Below are 23054 nucleotides of genomic sequence, written 5' to 3'. Positions count from 1 at the left end.
TTTTTATGCAAATATTTTGGAAAAAGAAAACAGAAAAATGCTTTGGGCATGCCAAAGCGACAACATTTTATTGCAAAAATTTTTCATACTCATAATATTCCGGATAAGATGAGAGCGTTTCTTGGCACGACTCACAGATTGTTTTTATATGTATATTTCCATTTTCATGAAAATGAATCATATCCAATCGTTCTTGCTCTGTTAGTTGAAATAAAACTTTGCTGTATACCTTTTCTGCCGTAATGGAACCCACTTTATCCCCACAATGTCTACAGTAATAATGTCCTTCCATACTATCCTCCTAAGTGTACAATTACTACTAGTATGGATAAAAACATCACAAAATATTCCAAATTAGAACATTAACCGTTAAAAGTATTCATAATTTGAAGAAATGGTTTCTTTAACCACTCTTCACATGCATCCGCAGCTTTTTCAATAGAATGATTTACCTCTGGCAGCTCTTCTGCTGTAAAACGTCCTAATACATAGTCCACTACTTTCATGCCATTTTTCGGACGATCAACCCCCATACGAATACGTTGAAACTCTTGTGTTCCTAAATGAGAAATTGTCGATTTCACACCATTATGACCGCCTGCACTACCTTTCATACGAAGACGCAATTTACCTACTGGAATATCCAAATCATCGTACATGACAACAAAATCTTCCACATCAATTTTATAGTAATCCATAAGCGGACGGATACTTTCTCCAGATAAATTCATATACGTCAACGGCTTTAATAAAATTACTTTTTCACCATTAACAAACCCTGAGCCATACATACCTTTAAACTTTTGTTCATTTAAAGAAATACCCCAGCGCTTCGCAAGTTCATCAATTCCCATAAATCCGATATTATGCCTTGTTAATTCATATTCTCTACCTGGGTTCCCAAGTCCTACTATTAATTTCATTCTTGTACCACTACTTTCTTTTTACGATACGAAAAGACGTAACCAAATTTGGTTACGTCTCATTCTATCCAATTAATTGAATAATACACTCACAGATTCTTCTTCATAAACGCGAATGATTGCTTCTCCGATTAATGGAGCAACAGAAAGCTCGTGTACTTTGTCAATTTTCTTCTCTTCTGGTAATACGATAGAGTTTGTAACAACTAACTCTTTAATATTTGAATTTTGAATACGCTCAATTGCTGGACCAGATAAAACTGGGTGTGTACAGCAAGCATATACTTCAGAAGCACCGTTCTCAACAAGAGCGTTTGCTGCTAATGTAATTGTACCAGCTGTATCAATGATGTCATCAATTAAAATTGCTGTCTTACCTTCAATGTTACCAATGATATTCATAACTTCCGATACATTCGGACGTGGGCGGCGTTTATCAATAATAGCGATTGGCGCTTTTAGGCGGTCCGCCATTTTTCTTGCACGTGTTACACCACCGTGGTCAGGAGATACGATTACGATATCTTTAAGACCTTTTGTCTCAAAGTAATCAGAAAGAATCGGTACACCCATTAAGTGGTCGATTGGAATATCAAAGAAACCTTGAATTTGTGGAGCATGTAAATCTAGAGTGATTACACGAGTTGCACCTGCTGTTTCAAGCAAGTTTGCTACAAGCTTTGACGTAATTGGTTCACGAGAACGCGCTTTACGGTCTTGACGCGCATAACCATAGTAAGGAATAACGATATTAATTGTTTTTGCAGATGCACGTTTTAACGCATCAATCATAATAAGTAATTCCATGATATGTTCGTTTACTGGGAAGCTTGTAGATTGAATAATGAATACATCGCAACCACGAATACTTTCTTCAATGTTAATTTGAACTTCTCCATCACTAAAACGGTCAACAGAACACTTTCCTAGCTCTACTCCAATATGCTTTGCAATTTGCTCAGCAAGTTCCTTATTAGAGTTTAAAGAGAATACTTTCAAATTAGAATTTAGATATTGAGTCGACATCTAGATTAACCCTCCACATTATGATTTTTTCTTATTCAGCAATTGATCAACATAGTCTTCTTTGTTAACTTGACGTGCACGTGCAATCGATAATGCTTTTGATGGAACAGTCTCAGTAATTGTAGATCCTGCCGCAACATAAGCACCATCTTCAACTGTTACAGGAGCAACAAGGTTTGAATTACAACCAATAAATACGCCGTCTCCAATAACCGTTTTAAATTTATTCTTACCATCGTAGTTCACCGTAATTGAACCACACCCAAGATTCACGTCTTCTCCAACTTGTGCATCCCCAATATAACTTAAGTGTGAAGCCTTACTTCTATTACCAAAAACAGTCTTTTTAATTTCCACGAAGTTTCCAACGCGAACTTCGTCTCCAATAACTGAATCTGGGCGAATATGTGCAAATGGGCCAACTGAAACTTCCGTACCAATCTTACTATCATGTACAGTAGATTGACGAATTGTTGTTTGGTTTCCAATTTCACTATCGCGTATTACTGTATGTGGACCAATTTCACAATCAGAACCAATTACAGTTTTGCCCTCAATAATCGTTCCTGGATGAAGAACTGTATCACTGCCAATTATTGCATCCGCAGAAATATATGTGTTACTTGGGTCGATAATTGTAACACCATTTACCATATTTTTTTGGTTGATACGTTTTTTCATAATCATTTCCGCTTGCGATAGAGCGACTCTGTCATTAACACCTAATGTTTCATCGAAATGCTCTGTTTGATAAGCTGATACAATATGACCTTCATTTTTCAAAATTTCAATAACATCCGGAAGGTAGTATTCACCTTGTACGTTATCATTTGAAACTTTAGAAAGTGAAGCAAATAGTGCTTTATTATCAAAACAATACGTACCTGTATTAATTTCTTTAATAGATAGCTCTACTTCATTTGCATCTTTATGCTCAACGATTTTTTCAACATGGCCATTTTCATTACGAACAATACGGCCATATCCAGCAGGTTCTTCTATGTATGCTGTTAACACCGTTGCTTTCGCCCCTGCTTCTTCATGATGCTTTAACAATGCTTCCATTGTTTCCGCCGTTATAAGCGGTGTATCGCCACAAATAACTAAAGTTGTTCCTTCTTCATTCGCAAGTACATCAGCAGCTTGATCAACAGCATGTGCTGTACCAAGTTGTTCTGCTTGTAATGCAAATTCACTTACGTTCCCTAGTTGTTCTTGTACTTTTTCAGCACCATGTCCAACTACTGTTACAAGTTTCTGCAATCCTAATTGAGATACTTGATCCACTACATGCTGTACCATTGGTTTTCCGCATACAGGATGAAGCACTTTGTATAGCTTGGACTTCATACGTGTGCCTTTACCTGCAGCTAGAATCACTGCAAATCTGTTTGACATATAGACCCTCCATCGCAACCTATTTATCCATTAAAGATATTATCCTAAATCACTATATATTTCAAGAAACACAGCATAACTATTAAATTTTACCATACTTCTTGGAAGATGTTTTACTCTTTAGTATCTTTTTTAGGAAATAAGCTATACTATTTCGAATGACTTTAAAGAAAGTAGGGGTTTACATATAACGCGGCAATAGTGAAGCTTTAATGTCAAACTAAATAATAAAAAAACAAACTCCTGTAAGTGTTTACAGGAGTTTGTTACAAAATTATAGAGCTCTTTTTATTAGAGCCCTTTTTATTCGAATTTTACGAAGCTCCAGCTTCTTCAAACTCAACTTCTTCTAACTCGCCTAAACGGTGATACTCCGTTAAAACCGCATCTTGAATTTTTGAGCGTGTGTTAGAATTAATTGGATGCGCAATATCACGGAACTCTCCATCTGGAGTACGTTTACTTGGCATTGCTACAAATAATCCATTATTGCCATCAATTACACGAATATCATGAACAACAAATTCATGGTCTAGGGTAATAGAGGCAATCGCTCTCATACGGCCTTCTGTGTTTACGCGGCGTAATCTTACGTCAGTCACTTCCATCTTGTGTTCACCACCCTTTTCTAAATAAGCGATATGTTTGTATAAATTCCACAAATTTTCTATTTTCCCTTTAATTTTTTAAAAATTTTTAAGATAAAAATTTTTAATTTAGTGGAATATAAGAATTAACAGACGTTATCGCTTACAAAGCTTTATTTTACAAGGGCAATTACTTCAATTTCGACAGAAACATCTTTCGGTAATTTTGCAACCTGCACACAAGAACGAGCTGGTTTATGTGCAGAAAAATACGTTCCATATACTTCATTTACATCATTAAAATCATTCATATCTTTTAAAAATACAGTTGTTTTTACAACTGTATCAAATGATGCACCGGCTTCTTCTAATACAGCCTGTAAATTTTGAAATACTTGCTCTGTTTGTACCTTTACATCACCTGTTACAAGTTCTCCACCTGCAGTTAATGGAATTTGTCCTGAGCTATAAAACATATTATTCACGATAATTCCTTGTGAATATGGGCCGATTGCTTGTGGTGCCTGATTTGTTTGAACTACTTTCATATTTTCTCATCCTTTTACTATTTTATTTTCTTTGAATAAAAACGCATCGAAAACTTTCTTCCCACACAAACTCAATTCATCCCATCTAAATATAGTTAGGATGACCCGTGCTAATGGGCGTTAAGACTTTCATAATCCTAAAAAGACTTAACGTCCACTAGCACTTTCATTTATGAAAAAAGATAAAGCCTATGCTTTACCTTTTTATTCAGCTTCTACAAGCCCTTCATTAAATGGTACAAGTGAATAATTTCCTTTTTCCACCTGAATTGTTTTTTCTTTAACATCTACTTCGGATAAACGAATTAAAGAAACAAAGTTATTAATAAGTCTTTCTTCAATATCTGTTGATTCTACTAACACGCCAATCCCAACAACATTAGCATTAAACTCCTCTAGCATGCTAATCATGCCTTGAATTGTTCCTCCAGCCTTCATAAAGTCATCGACAATTAAAACATTAGCACCTTCTGGAAGACTACGTTTTGCTAAAGTCATTGTTTGAATGCGCTTAGATGAACCTGATACATAGTTAATACTAACTGTTGGTCCTTCTGTTACCTTATTATCTTTTCTTGCAATTACCACAGGTACATCTAAATAATTTGCTACCGCATATGCAAGTGGAATTCCTTTTGTTGCTACCGTCATAACAGCATCAATCGGTTGTCTCGCAAATACAGAAGCGAATAGGCGACCTGCCCCATTAATATAACGTGGATTACTTAAAAGATCTGTCATATATAAGTATCCACCTGGAAGGATACGATCTGGATTCTCAAATAAGCTACAAAGCTCATTAATAATCAGACTTGCTTCTTCCTCACTTATATATGGAATATATTTCACTCCTCCTGCTGCCCCTGGTATCGTTTGCAATGTGCCGACTCCTTGTTGCTCAAACGTTTGCTTAATAATAACTAAATCTTCACTAATGGAAGATTTAGCTGATTGATACCGTTCAGCAAAAAAAGTGAGAGAAACTAACTGACGAGGATTCTGCAATAAATAATAAGTCATATCAACTAGTCTTGTACTCCGTCTAATTTTCACACTCTCACCCCAAATCACGAATATTCTAAACAAATCATAACGTATTATACGCCTTTATTCAAGCGTTTCTCGCTCTCCTAATAGACGTACTGCGTATACTTGTTCACAGAATCCTTTTAACCCATTATAAATACGATGCATACGTGAATCATGGTGTACTAATCCAAATACAGTTGGTCCACTACCACTCATTAAAACTGCATCTGCACCAAAGCGTTTCATCTGTGCCTTAATACGCGCAACTTCAGGGTGCATCTTAAATGTCACGTCTTCTAGTACATTTCCAACAGCACCACAAATTCCTTTGTAGTCACCACTATTAATGCATTCAACCATCTGCTCTACATCTGGATGTGTAACACGATTTAATTGTAAATTCCCGTACACATCAGCGGTAGATACACCAATATGAGGCTTCGCTAAAATAACCCAACAAGAAGGAGGCGTCTTTATATGCTCAATCTTTTCTCCTCTTCCTGTAGCAATCGCTGTTCCGCCATATACACAAAAGGATACATCTGATCCAATTTCTGCTCCAAGTTCCGCTAATTCATCTATTGTTAGACCTAAACTCCATAACTTATTAAGTCCTCTTAATGTAGCAGCTGCATCACTGCTTCCACCAGCTAACCCCGCTGCTACTGGAATTGTTTTTTCAATAGCAATAGATACCCCTTGCTTCACCTTAAATTTTTCTTTTAATAATTTCGCAGCTTGATAAGCTAAATTACGCTGGTCGTCTGGGACATACCGATTATGGGATACAATTTCAATCCGGTCTTCTGATAACTCCGTTAACTCTAAACGATCTGCTAAATCGATTGTTGTCATAATCATTTTTACTTCATGATAGCCGTCTTGTCTTTTCCCTAGTACATCTAACGACAGATTAATCTTTGCTGGTGCTTTCACTAGTAGTTTCAACCTATTCACCCACTCTATGTACTCAATCTTTTATCGTTTATTTTACCATAAATTTATAGTAAGACGATGACACTTCCCTAATTATAACGAAAAGCATTCAGAATGAAACTACTTATGCAAAATGATGATACCTTTTGGCGTACAAAAAGCCGAGGAATTTCTCCTCGGCTCCCGTAGCATAGAAGTTATCTTACAATTACTGGTTTTGTTTCATTAATTGCTGCTGTGCAATTTCAATCGCACGTTTCACCATATTACCAGCATCTTTCGCACGAATTCCGCCCCATCCTTCTTTCTGAACAACATCATAAAATCCAAGCTCTTTTGCAAGCTCTTCTTTAAACTGATTTGACATGACTCCTCTTCGTCTACTCAATGCAGGGTCCCTCCTTATGTTGCTACGGTATAATTAGTATGCAAAAAAACGTCCTTTTTCATTTGTGGTAATATATGTAACATAGTGGGTTGTTATCCTAAAATAACCTCGTTATGGGGATCATCATAAAACGTTAATTCTACTGTCTCTGTTAGAACATCTGCATAGCTATAGGAAACACGCTGCAGTGTATCCTCTTGTTGATCTAACTGGACAACAAAAACAGAACGATATGTTTCTGCTAGTACACCTGATTGTTCCACTGTCTTTCTTCTTCCACTATTCGCCTTTAACATAAGGCGCTTTCCAAGGTGATGATCTAATTCACTTTTAATTTCATCTAAACGTTTTGACATATACTTCGCTACACCTCGCTGTAATTTAGAATGAATACATGATATATCTATCCCGATCATTGCCTATACGTAACGGGCAATTTCTTCGCCAAAACCTAATGCGTTCGAATAGATAGAAGAATTACTATATTGTAAAAGTATCATTGTATAGTCTGTGCGTTCTTATCTGTTTTTATCCAAACACTTACAAATTCGCGTTTCAGGAATATTTTTATTAAACAAATCTATATCTCCATAAGAAAAGCAAGGTAAATATATACCTTGCTTACTCTTCATAATATTGAAAAGGTAATCCTGTTCGCAAAAGCCCCCGGGTCTCAATACCACCAAGACCTTTTTGTCCAGTAATCGTATTTCGAACAACATCCCATACATTTACGCGTTCCATAAAAGAAGTAAAACTAATTTTCCCCACTACATATACTGGATCTAATGCATGAATATTAATGCGCGATGGCGAACTAGCAAAATTAGCACCAGCTCGAATTAAAGCTTCAAAATGAGACTGACACGCTCCAGCAAAAATAACAAGCTGATCTAAAGAGGGATATTTTTTTCTTACTTCTCGAACGGCCTGTACAAAATGCCTAGAATGACGATAAGCTGCTAAATCTCCCATAACTCCTTTAGATTTTGTATATGCATCATGACCCGTAATTACCAAAATATCTGGACGGAAATGATCGATTAAATCAACTACCTTTTCATGCATTTCTGTTTCTTTACAATGTATCCCTTGCACAGGAACACCTATCTTTGTATATAAATCTAAACATTTCCGTAAATATAATGGATCTCCATCTATATGCAAAACCCTACCCGGCATTTGAAAATAATTGACTTCACTCGTATATCCACCTGTAGAATTGTGTTCATGACGTTGTTTCATCAAGACATAATCTTGTTGAAACAAACGGTATGTTTGCTCCATCGTTTCCTTTTCACGCTTTGCTCTTTTCTTATACTCCCTCTGATCAATGCTAATTAAATCTTCAAGTGGCGCATCTGCCACAAGCCTAACTTCTTCTCCAAATAATATTGCAACTTCACCTTTTATTTCTATAATGCGAAAAAGAATGTCTCGGTTATAAGATTGTCGTTCCACTAAGTCTCCAACATGCACAGCCATTATCCTACCTCCAAACTCATTAGGCCATCTCACTAACCACGTTCTGTTTTTAACGTATGAATTTAGAGTGAAAAGGGTGACAAAAAGGACAGCTCGAATCGAGCTGTCCTTTTATTGTTTATAAGGGACTAACGCATTACTCAGCGTTGCAAACTCCTCAATTGATAATGTCTCGCCTCTGCGTTTCGGATCAATGCCTACTTCCGTTAAAATACGATCTAATAACTCTTTATCCTTCGGGAAACCATTTAAATTATTTGATAAGTTATTCATCAACGTTTTACGACGTTGTGCAAAGCTTGCTCTTACTACTTCGAAGAAAAACTTCTCGTCTTTCACTTCAACAATTGGCTTTGGACGTTTTAAAAGACGAATAACTGCGGAATCTACATTTGGTTGTGGTACAAATACAGTGCGTGGAACGGTCATAACTGTTTCTACCTCTGTATAATATTGAATCGCAATAGATAGAGAACCGTAGTCTTTCGTTCCTGGTCTAGCTGCCAAACGGTCTCCTACTTCTTTTTGCATCATAACAACAAATCCGCGAACTGGTAATTTTTCTTCCAATAATTTAAACAAAATTGGTGTTGTGACGTAGTATGGTAAATTTGCTACTACCATTACGTCTTGTCCTTCTTCAAACTGCTCCCCGAACACTTCATGTACATCTGCTTTTAAAACATCTTTATTAATTACAGTTACATTACCATAAGGAGCTAATGTTTCATCTAGAATGGGTAATAGTCGTTGATCGATTTCAAAAGCTACTACCTTCTTAGCACGTTTTGCTAACTGCTCTGTTAAAGCTCCAATACCAGGGCCAATTTCAATCGCTCCGCTCTCCGGACCAATTTCCGCATAATCCACAATACGATTTAATACATTTGTATCGATTAAGAAATTTTGTCCTAAACTCTTTTTGAATGAAAACCCGTACTTTTCAACAATGTCTTTCGTACGATTCGGTGTTGCGATATCCTTCATTTCTTTTCCTCCTGTAATACTTGTTTATATGCTTCCGCAAATGCTTCTTTTGAAACTTGAAACATTTGTAAACGTTTATGTAACTGCTTTGCATTTGTATAACCAATCTTTAATAGCTTGCCCATCTTTTCCCTACGACTTTTTGCCTGTTCTCCGCCCACTAGACCAGCATCTACTAAGTCACTCCAACTAATTTCGCTCATATAAGCTTCCATTTCCTCATGAATATTTTCTAAAGCACGTCGAATAGATTCATTGGAAGCATGTTCAATTCCGACTCCTTTTTTTCTTTTTGCAAGCGCCTCTTCTTTCGGTAAGAAAGCATGCTTACAACCCGGCACTTTTTCAGAAATAATTTTCCGAATACGTTCTCCCGGGTAATCAGGATCTGTCAAAATAATAACGCCTCGTTTTTGCTGTGCCAACTTTACCTGCTCAATGACATGATCACCGATTGCTGAACCGTTCGTTTCAATTGTATCTGCATCAACAGCACGCTTAACTGCAACTGTATCATCTTTACCTTCTACAACGATAATCTCTTTAATTTTCATGACTGCCTCCACACTCATTTCGTCTCTACTTAGTAAAACAAAAAAACGAATACTTTTCCATTATTATTTTCCCATTGATACAATTTAAAAAGCAGAGGAGAAAAAATCCTCTGCCTACCCTTCTTATTGTAACACTTTAATCTTTACTTGTTTTCTGCCAAACGAGTATACCTGTGCTTCAGTCGGCATTAACAAATCAATTCGATGCCCTTTTATCGCTCCACCCGTATCTCCAGCCACAGCATATCCATATCCCTCTACCCAGACTTTTGTCCCAAGTGGGATTACACTTGGATCAACGGCAATTAACTTCATATTAGGATTTGCCTTATAATTATATCCACCTGCGCTTATCCCTTGGCAACCACCGCAATTTGGAGAATATGCTGTTGCTTCTACATAGAATTCACGACCTGGAGGTTCTCCCTCAGATTTCGCTTCATTCGTTTCCGTTTTCTGTCCTTCCACTTTCTCTTGCATTACTTCTTGCTTCGTACCAACAGCAACCTTTTGATTCTGCGCCTCTTGTATAATTTCTTCTTTTTGAAGATTTCTTGAAATCTCTTTTCCATTTTCCTTTATGATTTCAAAAGTTTTCTTCTTTTTCCCTGCTATTCCTTCTTGAATCATTTTCTCTGTCCCAATTGATAAGGAAGCATCCTCTTGTTTCACTTCAGAAAAAGGAATAGGTTCTTCCACTACATCGCTGACTTTTTCTACTCGAATCACTTTTATTGCCATATTTGCTTTTACATTTTCCTGTAAAGCTGGCTCCACCCTATCAAGTTCATCCAAGGAAACTTGATGTTCTTTCAAAAAGTCAGCGACAGTAGTCGAAGTTGACCATAGTTGTTTTGATTGATCGCTGACATGTAATGTAACTGGAAATGCTTTTTGAATCATTACTTTTTGTTTACTACCTAAAGCCTTATGTATAGCTGGATACACTTTATCATATTGCCCAAGTTCTATCTTCTTCTCTTTTAATAATTCTCCTACCGTTTTAGCAGTCGAATATACTTTTTGTTCTTTTCCATCTATAACTATACTAAATGGTTTTGCCTTTTCTATCACAACTTTCATTCCATCAGTAATCTTATTAGAAGATGCAGGATATACTTTATCTTCCTTCGTAACACTAATTTCTTCATCAGATAGTAAATCCTTTACAGTACTTGCATACGTATATACTTCTTTCTTCTTTCCATCTACTTCTACAACAATCTTGTCAATTGTAGCTGCATAAGTAGCTGTTCCAATTGACCCAGAAATAACCAACGCACTTATAACCTTTATTGCAACATTTTTACTTATTCTTAGTCCTCTTAACATCCCTTTCTTATCAAGACTCACAAGAAGATGCCCCCTTTTCCTCAACCAGATTTAAATTTCACTACCTAGCTTGTACTTCTCTCCCACTATTTCTAGTAGCTCTTTTCATTGGAAGATAACGATAGGAGAAGGTATAAAGGAAAAGAATGGGAAGTCCCATTCTTTTCTCTTATTTAACACCAAATAAGGCTTTTGCATTCTCTGTTGTTACTTGTGCAACCTCTTCATATGAAATTCCTTTTAAGTTTGCGATTTCTTCAGCTACAAGTTTGACATAACTTGGTTCATTTCGTTTACCGCGAAATGGATGTGGCGTTAAGTATGGACAATCTGTTTCTATCAATAATTTTTCCATTGGGATTTCCATAGCAACTTCTTTTGGTTTCCTTGCATTTTTGAATGTTACTGGTCCTCCTAATGAGATTAAGAAGTTCATATCAATACATTGCTTCGCTACTTCTACACTACCGCCAAAACAATGCATAATACCTCCTACCTCAGCTGCATTTTCTTCTTCTAAAATATCTATAATATCCTGTGTCGCGTCACGATTATGTATAATGATTGGTAATTTTACTTTCTTAGCTAACTGAATTTGTTTACGGAATACTTCTTTCTGTATTTCTTTTGGAGACTTGTCCCAATGGTAATCTAATCCCATTTCACCAAGAGCAACAACTTTCGGATGAGCAGCTAATTCCTCTAACCAAACTAAATGATCTTCCGTCATATCAATTGCATCAACAGGATGCCAGCCCACTGCTGCATAAATAAAATCATATGTTTCTGCAAGTTCAATGGCCTTCTTTATTGTTATTTCATCAAACCCGACAACAACTGTATATGTAACTCCGGTTTCTTTCATTCTTGCAATGACTTCCTGTAAATCTTCTTCAAATTGCTCTGCATTTAAATGTGAATGTGTATCAAACAACATGACAAATAACTCCTTTTATTTGAAATAAATTCTATCATAGGGGGAATTTACTTTCCTAACAACGTAATGACAACAATATTACAATTTTAATACAAAAAAGGGAATTTCAGAAAGATTTCTAATAAGAAAAAAGATGCTCCACGAATGTTACACGTGAAACACCTCTTACATTGTCAAGATTACTTGATTTTTGTACCATTTGGTAAATTTTGATCAATTGTTGCTAATGATAATACACCGTTTTCTTCGCCTGCTAAAATCATACCTTGTGATAATTCGCCACGTAATTTCACTGGTTTTAAATTCGTTACACAAATAACTTTTTTCCCTTTTAATTCTTCTGGTGTGTAAAATTTAGCAATTCCAGAAACGACTTGTCGCTTTTCTGTACCTAAATCAAGTTGAATCTTTAACAGTTTGTCTGCCTTTTTTACAGGCTCTGCTTCTATTACTTCCGCCACACGTAATTCAACTTTAAAGAAATCATCAATTGTGATTTCCTCCGCCTTTGGTTCCTCTTCCTTTTTCTCTTCCACTTTAGGAGCAGAACCTTTCATTTGTTCTTTAATATATTCAACCTCTACTTCCACCTCTAAGCGTGGGAAAATTGGCTGTCCTTTGACTACTTTCGTACCAGCTGGGATACAACCAATCGTAGAAAGACTATTCCAAGATTGATATGCTTCATCTGTAATACCAAGTTGTGTAAAGATTTTGCTTGGCGTTGCTGTCAAGAATGGCATAAGCATAATACCCGTTTGGCGGAGCATTTCTGCAAGGTGTGCCATTGCGGAAGCAAGTTTATCACGATCATTCTCATCTTTCGCTAATACCCAAGGTTGTGTTTCGTCAATATATTTATTCGTACGGCTAACCAATTGCCAAATAGAGCTTAATGCTACTGAAAACTCCATGTTTTCCATTGCTTCTTCTACTTTTTGTAATGTATCCTGTGCAAATGTTACTAACGTTTCATCAAACTCAGTTACATTTTCTTTAAAAGCAGGAATTTCTCCGTTAAAATACTTATCAATCATCGCTACTGTACGATTTAATAAGTTTCCTAAGTCGTTTGCAAGATCGAAATTAATTCGTTCAACAAAACCTTCTGGTGTAAATACACCGTCTGATCCAAATGGAACTTCACGAAGTAAATAATAACGTAATGCATCTAGTCCATAGCGATCAATTAATGTAACAGGATCAACTACATTCCCTTTTGATTTACTCATTTTTCCGTCTTTCATTAAAATCCAACCATGAGCAAATACCTTTTTCGGTAGTGGTAAATCTAGCGCCATTAAAATAATCGGCCAATAAATTGTATGGAAACGAACAATTTCTTTTCCTACTAAATGAACATCCGCTGGCCAATACTTTTTATACTTCGCTTCATTATCTGTTCCATATCCTAGTGCTGTAATATAGTTAGATAATGCATCTACCCATACGTAAATAACGTGTTTTGGGTTACCTGGTACACGAATTCCCCAATCAAAGGAAGTACGAGAAACTGCTAAATCTTCTAATCCTGGTTTAATGAAATTATTAATCATTTCATTTTTGCGTGATTCAGGTTGGATGAATTGTGGGTTTTCTTCATAGAATTGTAACAGTCGATCTACATATTTACCCATTCTAAAGAAGTAAGATTCTTCGCGAACAAGTTCTACAGCATGACCGCTATCTGGGCTTTTTCCGCCAACTACTTTGTCGCCTTCCATAATCGGATCCACAAGTTGATGCTCTGTGTAGAATGTTTCATCCTGTACAGAGTACCATCCTTCATATTCATCAAGATAAATATCACCTTGATCAACAAGTTGTTTAAAAATCTTTTCGACAACTTCTTTATGACGATCTTCGGTTGTACGAATAAAGTCATCATAAGAAATGTCCATTTTCCCCCACAGCTCTTTAATTCCTTCTACAATGTTATCAACATATGCTTGTGGTGTTACTTGTAGTTCTTCTGCTTTCTTTTGAATCTTTTGTCCATGCTCATCAGTACCTGTTAAATAATGAACATCATATCCTTGCATGCGCTTGTAGCGTGCCATTGCATCTCCTGCTACCGTTGTATAAGCATGTCCAATATGAAGCTTTCCGCTTGGATAATAAATTGGAGTAGTAATATAAAAGGTTTTATTTTCCTCTGTCATTGTTTTGAACCTCCCAAATGACCTCATATGTATTTATAAACAGTATATCAAAAACTGACGCATAAAAACGAATTAATGCTCGATTATCTTTATCATCTATTACTCATATCCCCAAAAAATATACAGTTATTTATCTGTAATATTGATAAAATTTAAAAATACAGTAAAATACTTGTGTAATTCTTTCATTTTCTATTATATATAAGAAGTATAAAAATCTATAATTCTTTCACAAAATATAGAATTTAAGAATTGACGGAAATGTAAATGATTGGTATCATATGTTCATAGGGTATTTTGTCGAAAAATGACGAATTAAAATATAGACTCGCGAACTTACAAAATATGAGGAGGATAACGAATATGAAATCTACTGGTATCGTTCGTAAAGTTGATGAATTAGGCCGTGTTGTAATTCCGATTGAATTACGTCGTACATTAGGTATTGCAGAAAAGGATGCTCTTGAGATTTACGTTGATGACGAAAAAATCATCCTAAAAAAATACAAACCAAACATGACTTGCCAAGTAACTGGTGAAGTATCTGATGGTAACCTTTCTTTAGCTGAAGGTAAAATTATTTTAAGCAAAGAAGGCGCTGAACAAGTTTTAAACGAACTTCAACAATATATTCAAGCAGCAAAATAAGCTTCTCAATTATGAGAAGCTTATTTTTTATCGACATGATAGATTTGATATACGTCTCGTTTCGACAAATCTCGATCTTTCGCAACTTTTTTAATTGCATCCTTTGAAGGCATTCCTTGATCGTTTATGTAATGCTCGATATGATCGTATACTGATATAGATTCCCACCATTGTTCCTCTACAGCAGCTTCCTCTTTTGACCCGGATACTAATATACAAAATTCACCACGAACTTCATTTTGTTTTGTCCACTCAATCGCTTCTTCTACCGATCCACGAATAAATTCTTCAAATTTCTTTGTTAACTCTCGGCACAATACAATCTCTCTATTTCCAAGTACTTCTTTCATAGAAATTAGCGTATCATCTAACCGATGTGGCGCTTCATAAAACATCATTGTAGTTGGAACATAGCGAAGTTTTTCTAATTCCGCTTTACGTTCTTTTTTATTTCTTTGTAAAAATCCATAAAAGTAGAAATGTCTCGTTTCTAATCCTGATGCAATTAAAGCTGTAAGGGCAGCGTTTGCCCCAGGAAGTGGAATAACATGATATTGCTCCTCTACAGCTGCCACAACAATGTCGTAACCTGGATCAGAAATACATGGCATACCTGCATCACTTACAAGAGCTACTGTTTTTCCATCTTTTAGCTTATCTAAAATTTTCTGTCCGCTTACTTCCTTATTATGCTCATGGTAACTCATAACTGGTGTTTCAATTTCAAAATAGTTACAAAGCTTTTTCGTCTGCCGCGTATCTTCAGCAGCAATGATATCAGCCTCTTTCAATATCCGAATTGAGCGAAACGTCATATCTTCTAAATTCCCAATCGGTGTTGGAACTAAATATAAAACTCCCTTTTCATTTGCTTGAAAGCTTTTTTGCTGCCACATAGCGTTCTCCTTTTTGCATATATGCTTCTTTTTCTTTTCGCATTAACTGTTTAAAATGATATTCAGCTTGCATAGCTGTCCTTTTCTCTTCATGAACCTCTACATATTTTAAAGTGACAGGAAGCCTAGCACGAGTATAACGAGCTCCCTTCCCACTATTATGAGTTTGAATCCGTTTCTCTAAATTATTTGTATATCCTGCGTAATAACTTCTATCTGCACATTCCACTACATAAAAATAATGTTTATTCTTCTCCATATAAAATCGAACGAAGCTCCTTTGTATACTCATTATTTTTCTCATACACAAAAAGAGGCGGTAAAATTTTTAAATCTGCATTTCCATCTTTAATTCCTTCTATCAATAGCGTATTTGCTTCTTTTCCCGCCTTTGGATATACAAACTGCATACGTTTCGGTTCAATCTTATACTTCCTCATTAGTGTTACAATATCAAGTAATCGACCTGGGCGATGAACAAACGCTACCTTACCACCTTGCTTTACAAGCTGACTACTAGCATATACGACATCCTCTAATGTACACATAATTTCATGACGAGCTATTGCTAAATGCTCGTTAATGTTTTTCTCAGATGCCTTTGGCGTTTGAAAATATGGCGGATTACATGTTACCACATCGTATTGATGCCGCCCCAGTCGCTCTGGCATATCCTTTAAGTCTCCATGAATTAACTGAATTCTTTCTTCTAGCTTGTTATACTGGATGCTCCTTATTCCCATATCATACAAGCGTTCTTGAATTTCTACTCCTGTAATATTTCCTTTCGTTCTTGTACTTAATAAAAGCGGAATAACAGCATTTCCTGTACATAAATCAATCAAATTTCCCCTTTGAATCGGAACCCACGCAAAATTTGCAAGTAACACTGCGTCTAAAGAAAAATTAAACACAGATGGACTTTGAATAATTTTCATTTCTTCTGCTAGTAAATAATCTAAACGTTCATCTTCATATAAGTGCATATACAATTTCCTTTCTTATACTTAACCTACCCTATTTGATCCCCTATTCATGTAAAAGTAAGACTTCTTTCATCTTATCTTTACTCTCATGTATAAAAAATTACCTTTCCAATATATTGGAAAGGTAATTTCATTTTTTATTTAAAAATGACAGACAGAATAAACAATCTCCTTCTTTACGTACACTTCCATAATGTAAATTACAAATATGGAAACCTTCTTGATATAGGCGTGCTAAATTATCATAGCCTTCACCAATATCCGTTTTTGGTTTCATTTCTTTTCGTTTTTGAGTTTTTTGTTTTTCCTTATTCTGCACTTCTTCAAAACGACGTCGCAAATTTTCATTTTCCATTTTAATATGTTGGTTTTCTTCAAGTAACTCTGCAAGATGTTGCTTTAATTCTCCCAACTGTTTATATAAATGTCCAATTTGCTCTTCCATACTAGAAACCGCTGCAAAAATATCCTTTTTCTCCACAAGCACCCACCTCATCAATCTGTGGTTTGACTCGAAACGACCCCTTCATTAATTAATTCATCTAACGTATATTCTACTATCCGTTCCTTGTCTACTAGTTCCACTTGAATTAATCTTTCTAAAATATTTAATCCGATGACGCGTCCAAGACCATGCGGTGTTTGTATACGTTGATCTAAATCAGGAAGTTGCTCTTTTGCCGCTTCATACTCGTCATTCTCATATTTTAAGCAACACATTAATCGGCCACATAAGCCAGAAATTTTCGCAGGATTTAATGATAAATTTTGATCCTTTGCCATTTTAATGGATACAGGTTCAAAATCACCTAAAAATGTAGAACAACAAAGCATACGACCACATGGACCAATACCACCAAGCATTTTTGCTTCATCGCGAACACCAATTTGTCTTAGCTCAATTCTTGTCCGGAAAATTGCAGCTAAGTCTTTCACAAGCTCACGAAAGTCAATACGACCATCTGCTGTAAAATAAAAAATGATCTTATTGCGATCAAACGTATACTCTACGTCTACAAGTTTCATATCAAGCTTATGTTCCCCTACCTTTTGTTGACAAACTTGATATGCTTCTTTTGCCGCATGTTTGTTCTCTTCAACAATTGTCCGATCATTTTCATTTGCAATGCGAATAACTTTCTTTAGTGGTAGTACAACATCGTTTTCATCGACTTGTTTCTTTGTAATAACTACTTTCCCATATTCAATACCCCGTACAGTTTCCACGATCACAAATTCATTTTCTGAGATATCGAATTGATTCGGGTCAAAGTAATACACTTTTCCGGCCTTCTTAAAACGAACACCTACTACATCATACAAAACGGTCATCCCTCCTGCAACCGCAACACTAACTGTTCGAACACAAGCTGCGCATTTACATTAGCGTTGATTCTATTTTTTGCTTCTAATATATTAAAAAGAGCTGATACAATGCGCTTTTGAGCGTAGGAGAAAGAATGAAACATCTCCTTTTGATCTTGAAAGACCAAACGATCTTCCTCTCCTAGTTGAACATATAATAAATCCTTATAAATAAGGAGTAACATATCTAAACCTTGTTGTAATTGTTCCTTCTCTCCAAAGTGTTTCCCCCATTTTTCTTGTACAAAAAAAAGAGAGGCTGTATCTTTTTCGAGCGCTTCACATAATTTTATCACTAAAGCTCGTGCTTGTGCAAACCATTCATCATTGCAAAGTAATAATGCCTCCTCAAAACTATTCGTAAGCTGCGAGGCAAGAGTAGATAAAGAAATTGCAATTCCCTCCTCCTGTAATCTCTCAATTAAAGATTCCGTAGAAAGAGGTCTAAATGTAACAACTTGGCAGCGCGATAAAATAGTATTTAAAATTTGGTGGCTTTGTTCAGTAAGTAAAATAGCCGTTGTATCGCTACTTGGTTCTTCTAAAAATTTCAATAAGGTATTAGCAGCATTTGCTGTCATTCGATCTGCGTGCTCAATAATATACACCTTTTTATTTGCCTCTAAACCTGTTTTTGAAAACTCTTCCTGTAAATCATGAATTTGTTGTTTTTTAATAGATAATCCATCTGGTTTTACGACATGTAAATTAGGATGGTTACCTGAATCAATCCGGCGGCAATTCGTACATGTATGACACGGCTCTATACCATCTCTTTGTATACAAAGAAAACTTTTTGCCATTTGAATTGCCGTTTCATATTTTCCAGTTCCTTTTGCACCTTCTAACAAATAAGCGTGGGATATACGCTCTTTTGCAATACTATTCATCAACATTTTTACACCAATGGGCTGTATAGCAGAAAGCTGCTCCCACGTCCTTGTCATAATGCATACCTCACTTGTTTTATACTTTCCTTCTATTATAACAACTTATCTTCTATAAGCTGAATAACTTCTTCCACAATCTTTTCCATTGGTTGATCTGCATTCACAACAACTATACGATCTGAGAAACGATCTATAACCTGTAAATAGCCTTCACGTACGCGCTTATGGAAAGTGATGCTTTCCATATCTAAACGATTTACTTCACGATTATCATCTTTTTCAATGCGTGCTAATCCCACTTCAGGCTCAATATCTAAATAAATCGTCAAGCTAGGCATACAGTCTTCTGTTGCAAACCGATTAATTTCAAATACTTTATCAATACCTAGTCCTCTTGCATAACCTTGATAAGCAAGTGAACTGTCAATAAAACGATCACATAATACAAGATAATTTCTCTCCAAAGCTGGTATAACTTTTTCTACTAAATGCTGTCTACGTGCTGCAGCATATAATAATGCCTCTGTACGTGCTTCCATCATCGTATACTCTTGTTTGTGTAAGATTGCTCGAATCTCTTCTGAAATCGCAATACCACCAGGTTCCCTTGTTGCCATTACTTTTTGTTCTTTCTTTTCAAAGTACGGCAATAACTTTGTAATTAATGTTGATTTACCCGAACCTTCTGGCCCTTCAATTGTTACAAATAATCCCTTCATCCTAAAACCTACTTTCTATATCATACACACTCATATATTTTACATTTCCTTGAAAACGAGCACCGGTTTCTTCTAAATAAGAAATTTGTTCTATGTGTGCTGTAGTAATTTTTTCTCCATACATAAGTAATGGAATGCCTGGTGGATATGGAATAACCATATCTGCTGCAATCATCCCAGTAGCTGCTTGTAAAGGTACAACTTTTTTCTTATATTTACCTAGTTGCTTATAAGTAAATGGTAAAGACGAAAAGGCTCCCTTATAAGTATACCGAATAGATGGTATCTTGTCTGTTACCGTATAATTACCTAATGCTAATCGTATTACTTCTATCGCTTTTATATACTGCTCATTCACTTGCAATGGTAAAATAAATAAAACATTATATGGATCAGCCATTTCTGCATATATACCTATTTTTTCAAATATAGATTGTAATTCATATCCAGATAACTCACAGCGCGTTTGAACTGTAACCTTCAGTTCATCCTGCAAAGGATACTGTAAAACAGCAATTTGTGGAATGCTCTGCAATTCCTTTCTAAATCGCCTCGCAAACTTCACAATTTTATGACAACCTTTCTCTTTCATATTTGCTAATGCAAAGCGAGCTACATCTAGTGAAGCCATAATCGGATAAGACGGACTGCTAGATTGTAACATACTTAAATAAGAGGAAACTTTTTCTTCATGAACTAAATCACTATTGATATGTAAATAAGAACCCATCGTCATAGCGGGTAATGTTTTATGCGCTGAGTGTACCACTATATCAGCACCATATTCTAATGCCGACTTCGGAAATGGCTCTCCTATACAAAAATGGGCTCCATGTGCCTCATCTACTAAAACAGGAATTTTATGTGCGTGTGCACACATAATACTTTCCTTTAAATCAACTCCCATACCATAATAATTAGGATGTGTTAAAATCAATGCCTTTGCTTCTGGATATTGTTTAACAGCCCTCTTAATAACCTCATGCTGAACTCCAACTGGTACACCATATAATTCATCAATCCAAGGCTCTAAAAATACCGGATTCACTCCAGCTAACTTTAAGCCGTTGATAATAGACTTGTGGCAATTTCTTTGCACAAGAACAATATCATTCTCCTCACAACATGATAAAATCATTGTTAAATTTCCAACTGTAGAACCATTAACTAAAAAATAACTCTTTTTTACATTATATACATCAGCCAATAACTGCTGTGCTTCATTTATACATTCAAATGGACTATGTAAATCATCTAATCCTGTTAATTCTGTTACGTCAATAGACAGTACTTCATTAAAACCTGCTTGTGCCTGTTCCGGAAAATTCAAACCATTTTTATGTCCTGGAACATGTAAAGATAAAGGTTTTTTATCTTTAAAATGAATTAATGCTTCATATAACGGTATTTGATTTTGATTCATGTTCATCTCTTCCTTACTTTTCATTCACTATCTATTATACAGAGATATTTGGACAAAAAAAATAATAGGCATAATGCCTATTTATGAATATGATATTTGAATTTTTCGCAGTTGTTGTAAATAGTATATATATTTAGGATTATTCGTTTCGGTTTCCACCATGTCCCGTTCACAATCATCACATATAAAATTCGTGTGTACATGTATACCATCATTTTTCCTATTCTCACATATAATGCAAACCTCATTTTTTGTCTCCATATGTTTCTCCTTATCACTTTCTTCTAAATGAAAATGATGTAGGATATTTCCCCCTCTCGATTTTGAATTTAAATATACTTATCCCTATTCCTTGACACTTTTTCGAAAAATATACATCGTTTAGTTATATACATATGATATGAATCTAATTTGGGCAGTGTGTTTGTCACTTACATAATATAATCTTTTTATTATCATCTCACTTTAAAGTACAAAAAAAAGCACGAGTCAATTGACTCGTGCTTTAATTGCTTGGCGACGTCCTACTCTCACAAGGACAAGGTCCCAACTACCATCGGCGCTAGAGAGCTTAACTTCCGTGTTCGGTATGGGAACGGGTGTGACCTCTCTGCCATCATCACCAAACTATTGAAGGCATATTCCTTCAAAACTAGATAACATTTGCTTCATATTATATGGTTAAGTCCTCGATCTATTAGTATTCGTCAGCTCCACATGTCACCATGCTTCCACCTCGAACCTATCAACCTGATCATCTTTCAGGGATCTTACTAGCTTACGCTATGGGAAATCTCATCTTGAGGGGGGCTTCATGCTTAGATGCTTTCAGCACTTATCCCTTCCGCACATAGCTACCCAGCTATGCCCTTGGCAGAACAACTGGTACACCAGCGGTGCGTCCATCCCGGTCCTCTCGTACTAAGGACAGCTCCTCTCAAATTTCCTACGCCCACGACGGATAGGGACCGAACTGTCTCACGACGTTCTGAACCCAGCTCGCGTACCGCTTTAATGGGCGAACAGCCCAACCCTTGGGACCGACTACAGCCCCAGGATGCGATGAGCCGACATCGAGGTGCCAAACCTCCCCGTCGATGTGGACTCTTGGGGGAGATAAGCCTGTTATCCCCGGGGTAGCTTTTATCCGTTGAGCGATGGCCCTTCCATGCGGAACCACCGGATCACTAAGCCCGACTTTCGTCCCTGCTCGACTTGTAGGTCTCGCAGTCAAGCTCCCTTATGCCTTTGCACTCTACGAATGATTTCCAACCATTCTGAGGGAACCTTTGGGCGCCTCCGTTACACTTTAGGAGGCGACCGCCCCAGTCAAACTGCCCACCTGACACTGTCTCCCGGGTCGATAAGACCCGTAGGTTAGAATTTCAATACAGCCAGGGCGGTATCCCACCAGCGCCTCCACCGAAGCTAGCGCTCCGGCTTCAAAGGCTCCCGCCTATCCTGTACAAGCTGTACCAAAATTCAATATCAGGCTACAGTAAAGCTCCACGGGGTCTTTCCGTCCTGTCGCGGGTAACCTGCATCTTCACAGGTACTATAATTTCACCGAGTCTCTGGTTGAGACAGTGCCCAAATCGTTACACCTTTCGTGCGGGTCGGAACTTACCCGACAAGGAATTTCGCTACCTTAGGACCGTTATAGTTACGGCCGCCGTTTACTGGGGCTTCAGTTCAGAGCTTCGCTTGCGCTAACCCCTCTCCTTAACCTTCCAGCACCGGGCAGGTGTCAGCCCCTATACTTCGCCTTACGGCTTCGCAGAGACCTGTGTTTTTGCTAAACAGTCGCTTGGGCCTATTCACTGCGGCTTTCCGTT

26 protein-coding genes and 2 rRNA genes (1 of these 28 cut by a window edge) are annotated in these 23054 nt (G+C 36.6%); 1 reads left to right on the top strand and 27 read right to left on the bottom strand.

What is annotated here, in order from left to right; all coding sequences use genetic code 11:
- Nucleotides 1-67 precede the first annotated feature (67 nt).
- From QRY57_RS01935 to metG, 16 genes are all read right to left on the bottom strand, one after another.
- Nucleotides 68-292, bottom strand: a complete 225-nt coding sequence (locus QRY57_RS01935; protein ID WP_286016571.1) for an anti-sigma-F factor Fin family protein — start codon at nucleotides 290-292, stop codon at nucleotides 68-70.
- A gap of 70 nt (nucleotides 293-362) precedes the next feature.
- On the bottom strand, nucleotides 363-923 hold the full coding sequence (gene pth, locus QRY57_RS01930; protein ID WP_090694635.1) for an aminoacyl-tRNA hydrolase: 561 nt from the start codon (nucleotides 921-923) through the stop codon (nucleotides 363-365).
- A gap of 72 nt (nucleotides 924-995) precedes the next feature.
- On the bottom strand, nucleotides 996-1949 hold the full coding sequence (locus QRY57_RS01925) for a ribose-phosphate diphosphokinase (RefSeq protein WP_042981303.1): 954 nt from the start codon (nucleotides 1947-1949) through the stop codon (nucleotides 996-998).
- A gap of 18 nt (nucleotides 1950-1967) precedes the next feature.
- Nucleotides 1968-3347 carry a bifunctional UDP-N-acetylglucosamine diphosphorylase/glucosamine-1-phosphate N-acetyltransferase GlmU gene (gene glmU, locus QRY57_RS01920; RefSeq protein WP_026593113.1) on the bottom strand — a complete coding sequence of 460 codons (1380 nt, stop codon included), beginning with the start codon at nucleotides 3345-3347 and terminating at the stop codon, nucleotides 1968-1970.
- 314 nt (nucleotides 3348-3661) lie between these two features.
- Nucleotides 3662-3955, bottom strand: a complete 294-nt coding sequence (spoVG, locus tag QRY57_RS01915) for a septation regulator SpoVG (RefSeq protein WP_000454042.1) — start codon at nucleotides 3953-3955, stop codon at nucleotides 3662-3664.
- A 152-nt stretch (nucleotides 3956-4107) separates the two neighbouring features.
- Nucleotides 4108-4482 (bottom strand): RidA family protein, encoded by a 375-nt coding sequence (locus QRY57_RS01910; protein WP_026593112.1) that lies wholly within the window; start codon nucleotides 4480-4482, stop codon nucleotides 4108-4110.
- A gap of 204 nt (nucleotides 4483-4686) precedes the next feature.
- Nucleotides 4687-5535, bottom strand: a complete 849-nt coding sequence (gene purR, locus QRY57_RS01905) for a pur operon repressor (RefSeq protein WP_026593111.1) — start codon at nucleotides 5533-5535, stop codon at nucleotides 4687-4689.
- A gap of 54 nt (nucleotides 5536-5589) precedes the next feature.
- On the bottom strand, nucleotides 5590-6459 hold the full coding sequence (gene ispE, locus QRY57_RS01900; protein WP_139265610.1) for a 4-(cytidine 5'-diphospho)-2-C-methyl-D-erythritol kinase: 870 nt from the start codon (nucleotides 6457-6459) through the stop codon (nucleotides 5590-5592).
- Between the two features lie 196 nt (nucleotides 6460-6655).
- The gene (sspF, locus tag QRY57_RS01895) at nucleotides 6656-6835 is read right to left on the bottom strand and encodes an acid-soluble spore protein SspF (RefSeq protein ID WP_016116903.1); all 180 of its coding nucleotides are present in this window, start codon (nucleotides 6833-6835) and stop codon (nucleotides 6656-6658) included.
- A gap of 92 nt (nucleotides 6836-6927) precedes the next feature.
- Nucleotides 6928-7191, bottom strand: coding sequence for a biofilm formation stimulator Veg (gene veg, locus QRY57_RS01890; RefSeq protein WP_026593109.1), 264 nt, complete (start codon nucleotides 7189-7191; stop codon nucleotides 6928-6930).
- A gap of 265 nt (nucleotides 7192-7456) precedes the next feature.
- Entirely contained in the window at nucleotides 7457-8320 is an 864-nt protein-coding gene (gene yabG, locus QRY57_RS01885; RefSeq protein WP_026593108.1) for a sporulation peptidase YabG, read from the bottom strand.
- A 111-nt stretch (nucleotides 8321-8431) separates the two neighbouring features.
- Nucleotides 8432-9307 (bottom strand): 16S rRNA (adenine(1518)-N(6)/adenine(1519)-N(6))-dimethyltransferase RsmA, encoded by an 876-nt coding sequence (gene rsmA / locus QRY57_RS01880; protein WP_286016570.1) that lies wholly within the window; start codon nucleotides 9305-9307, stop codon nucleotides 8432-8434.
- A complete protein-coding gene (gene rnmV / locus QRY57_RS01875) occupies nucleotides 9304-9861 on the bottom strand; it encodes a ribonuclease M5 (RefSeq protein ID WP_286016569.1) in 558 nt (185 codons plus the stop codon). The genes rsmA and rnmV overlap by 4 nt, the downstream gene beginning before the upstream one ends.
- 123 nt (nucleotides 9862-9984) lie before the next feature.
- Nucleotides 9985-11214, bottom strand: coding sequence for a resuscitation-promoting factor (locus QRY57_RS01870; RefSeq protein WP_286016568.1), 1230 nt, complete (start codon nucleotides 11212-11214; stop codon nucleotides 9985-9987).
- Nucleotides 11215-11362: 148 nt separating this feature from the next.
- On the bottom strand, nucleotides 11363-12130 hold the full coding sequence (locus QRY57_RS01865) for a TatD family hydrolase (RefSeq protein ID WP_098302826.1): 768 nt from the start codon (nucleotides 12128-12130) through the stop codon (nucleotides 11363-11365).
- Nucleotides 12131-12309: 179 nt separating this feature from the next.
- Nucleotides 12310-14292, bottom strand: a complete 1983-nt coding sequence (metG, locus tag QRY57_RS01860) for a methionine--tRNA ligase (protein ID WP_432804061.1) — start codon at nucleotides 14290-14292, stop codon at nucleotides 12310-12312.
- A gap of 363 nt (nucleotides 14293-14655) precedes the next feature.
- On the opposite strand from metG, the gene abrB reads away from it, so the two are divergent.
- On the top strand, nucleotides 14656-14940 hold the full coding sequence (abrB, locus tag QRY57_RS01855) for a transition state genes transcriptional regulator AbrB (protein ID WP_026593102.1): 285 nt from the start codon (nucleotides 14656-14658) through the stop codon (nucleotides 14938-14940).
- A 20-nt stretch (nucleotides 14941-14960) separates the two neighbouring features.
- On the opposite strand, the gene rsmI is transcribed toward abrB, so the two are convergent.
- From rsmI to QRY57_RS01800, 11 genes are all read right to left on the bottom strand, one after another.
- Entirely contained in the window at nucleotides 14961-15836 is an 876-nt protein-coding gene (gene rsmI, locus QRY57_RS01850; RefSeq protein WP_286016566.1) for a 16S rRNA (cytidine(1402)-2'-O)-methyltransferase, read from the bottom strand.
- On the bottom strand, nucleotides 15805-16095 hold the full coding sequence (locus QRY57_RS01845) for a GIY-YIG nuclease family protein (RefSeq protein WP_026593100.1): 291 nt from the start codon (nucleotides 16093-16095) through the stop codon (nucleotides 15805-15807). Before QRY57_RS01845 ends, rsmI begins: the two co-directional genes overlap by 32 nt.
- Nucleotides 16082-16822: a tRNA1(Val) (adenine(37)-N6)-methyltransferase gene (locus tag QRY57_RS01840; RefSeq protein ID WP_286016565.1), complete on the bottom strand. Its 741-nt coding sequence runs from the start codon at nucleotides 16820-16822 to the stop codon at nucleotides 16082-16084. Before QRY57_RS01840 ends, QRY57_RS01845 begins: the two co-directional genes overlap by 14 nt.
- A 130-nt stretch (nucleotides 16823-16952) precedes the next feature.
- A complete protein-coding gene (gene yabA / locus QRY57_RS01835) occupies nucleotides 16953-17303 on the bottom strand; it encodes a DNA replication initiation control protein YabA (protein ID WP_000412052.1) in 351 nt (116 codons plus the stop codon).
- 14 nt (nucleotides 17304-17317) lie between these two features.
- On the bottom strand, nucleotides 17318-18145 hold the full coding sequence (locus QRY57_RS01830) for a PSP1 domain-containing protein (RefSeq protein ID WP_003194202.1): 828 nt from the start codon (nucleotides 18143-18145) through the stop codon (nucleotides 17318-17320).
- A gap of 5 nt (nucleotides 18146-18150) precedes the next feature.
- Nucleotides 18151-19134, bottom strand: coding sequence for a DNA polymerase III subunit delta' (gene holB, locus QRY57_RS01825; protein WP_090694655.1), 984 nt, complete (start codon nucleotides 19132-19134; stop codon nucleotides 18151-18153).
- Between the two features lie 35 nt (nucleotides 19135-19169).
- On the bottom strand, nucleotides 19170-19796 hold the full coding sequence (gene tmk / locus QRY57_RS01820) for a dTMP kinase (RefSeq protein WP_208019203.1): 627 nt from the start codon (nucleotides 19794-19796) through the stop codon (nucleotides 19170-19172).
- Nucleotide 19797: 1 nt separating this feature from the next.
- Entirely contained in the window at nucleotides 19798-21219 is a 1422-nt protein-coding gene (locus tag QRY57_RS01815) for an aminotransferase class I/II-fold pyridoxal phosphate-dependent enzyme (protein ID WP_286016564.1), read from the bottom strand.
- 81 nt (nucleotides 21220-21300) lie between these two features.
- Nucleotides 21301-21480 (bottom strand): sigma factor G inhibitor Gin, encoded by a 180-nt coding sequence (locus QRY57_RS01810; protein WP_208019201.1) that lies wholly within the window; start codon nucleotides 21478-21480, stop codon nucleotides 21301-21303.
- A 250-nt stretch (nucleotides 21481-21730) separates the two neighbouring features.
- A 5S ribosomal RNA gene (rrf, locus tag QRY57_RS01805) occupies nucleotides 21731-21846 on the bottom strand.
- A gap of 50 nt (nucleotides 21847-21896) precedes the next feature.
- Nucleotides 21897-23054, bottom strand: a 23S ribosomal RNA gene (locus QRY57_RS01800); it runs 1763 nt beyond the window's last position.

The organism is Bacillus arachidis (assembly GCF_030285945.1).
Classification (GTDB): Bacteria; Bacillota; Bacilli; order Bacillales; family Bacillaceae_G; genus Bacillus_A; species Bacillus_A arachidis.
The sequence above is the reverse complement of the archived record's forward strand: the minus strand, read 5'-3'. Positions and strand labels throughout refer to the sequence as shown.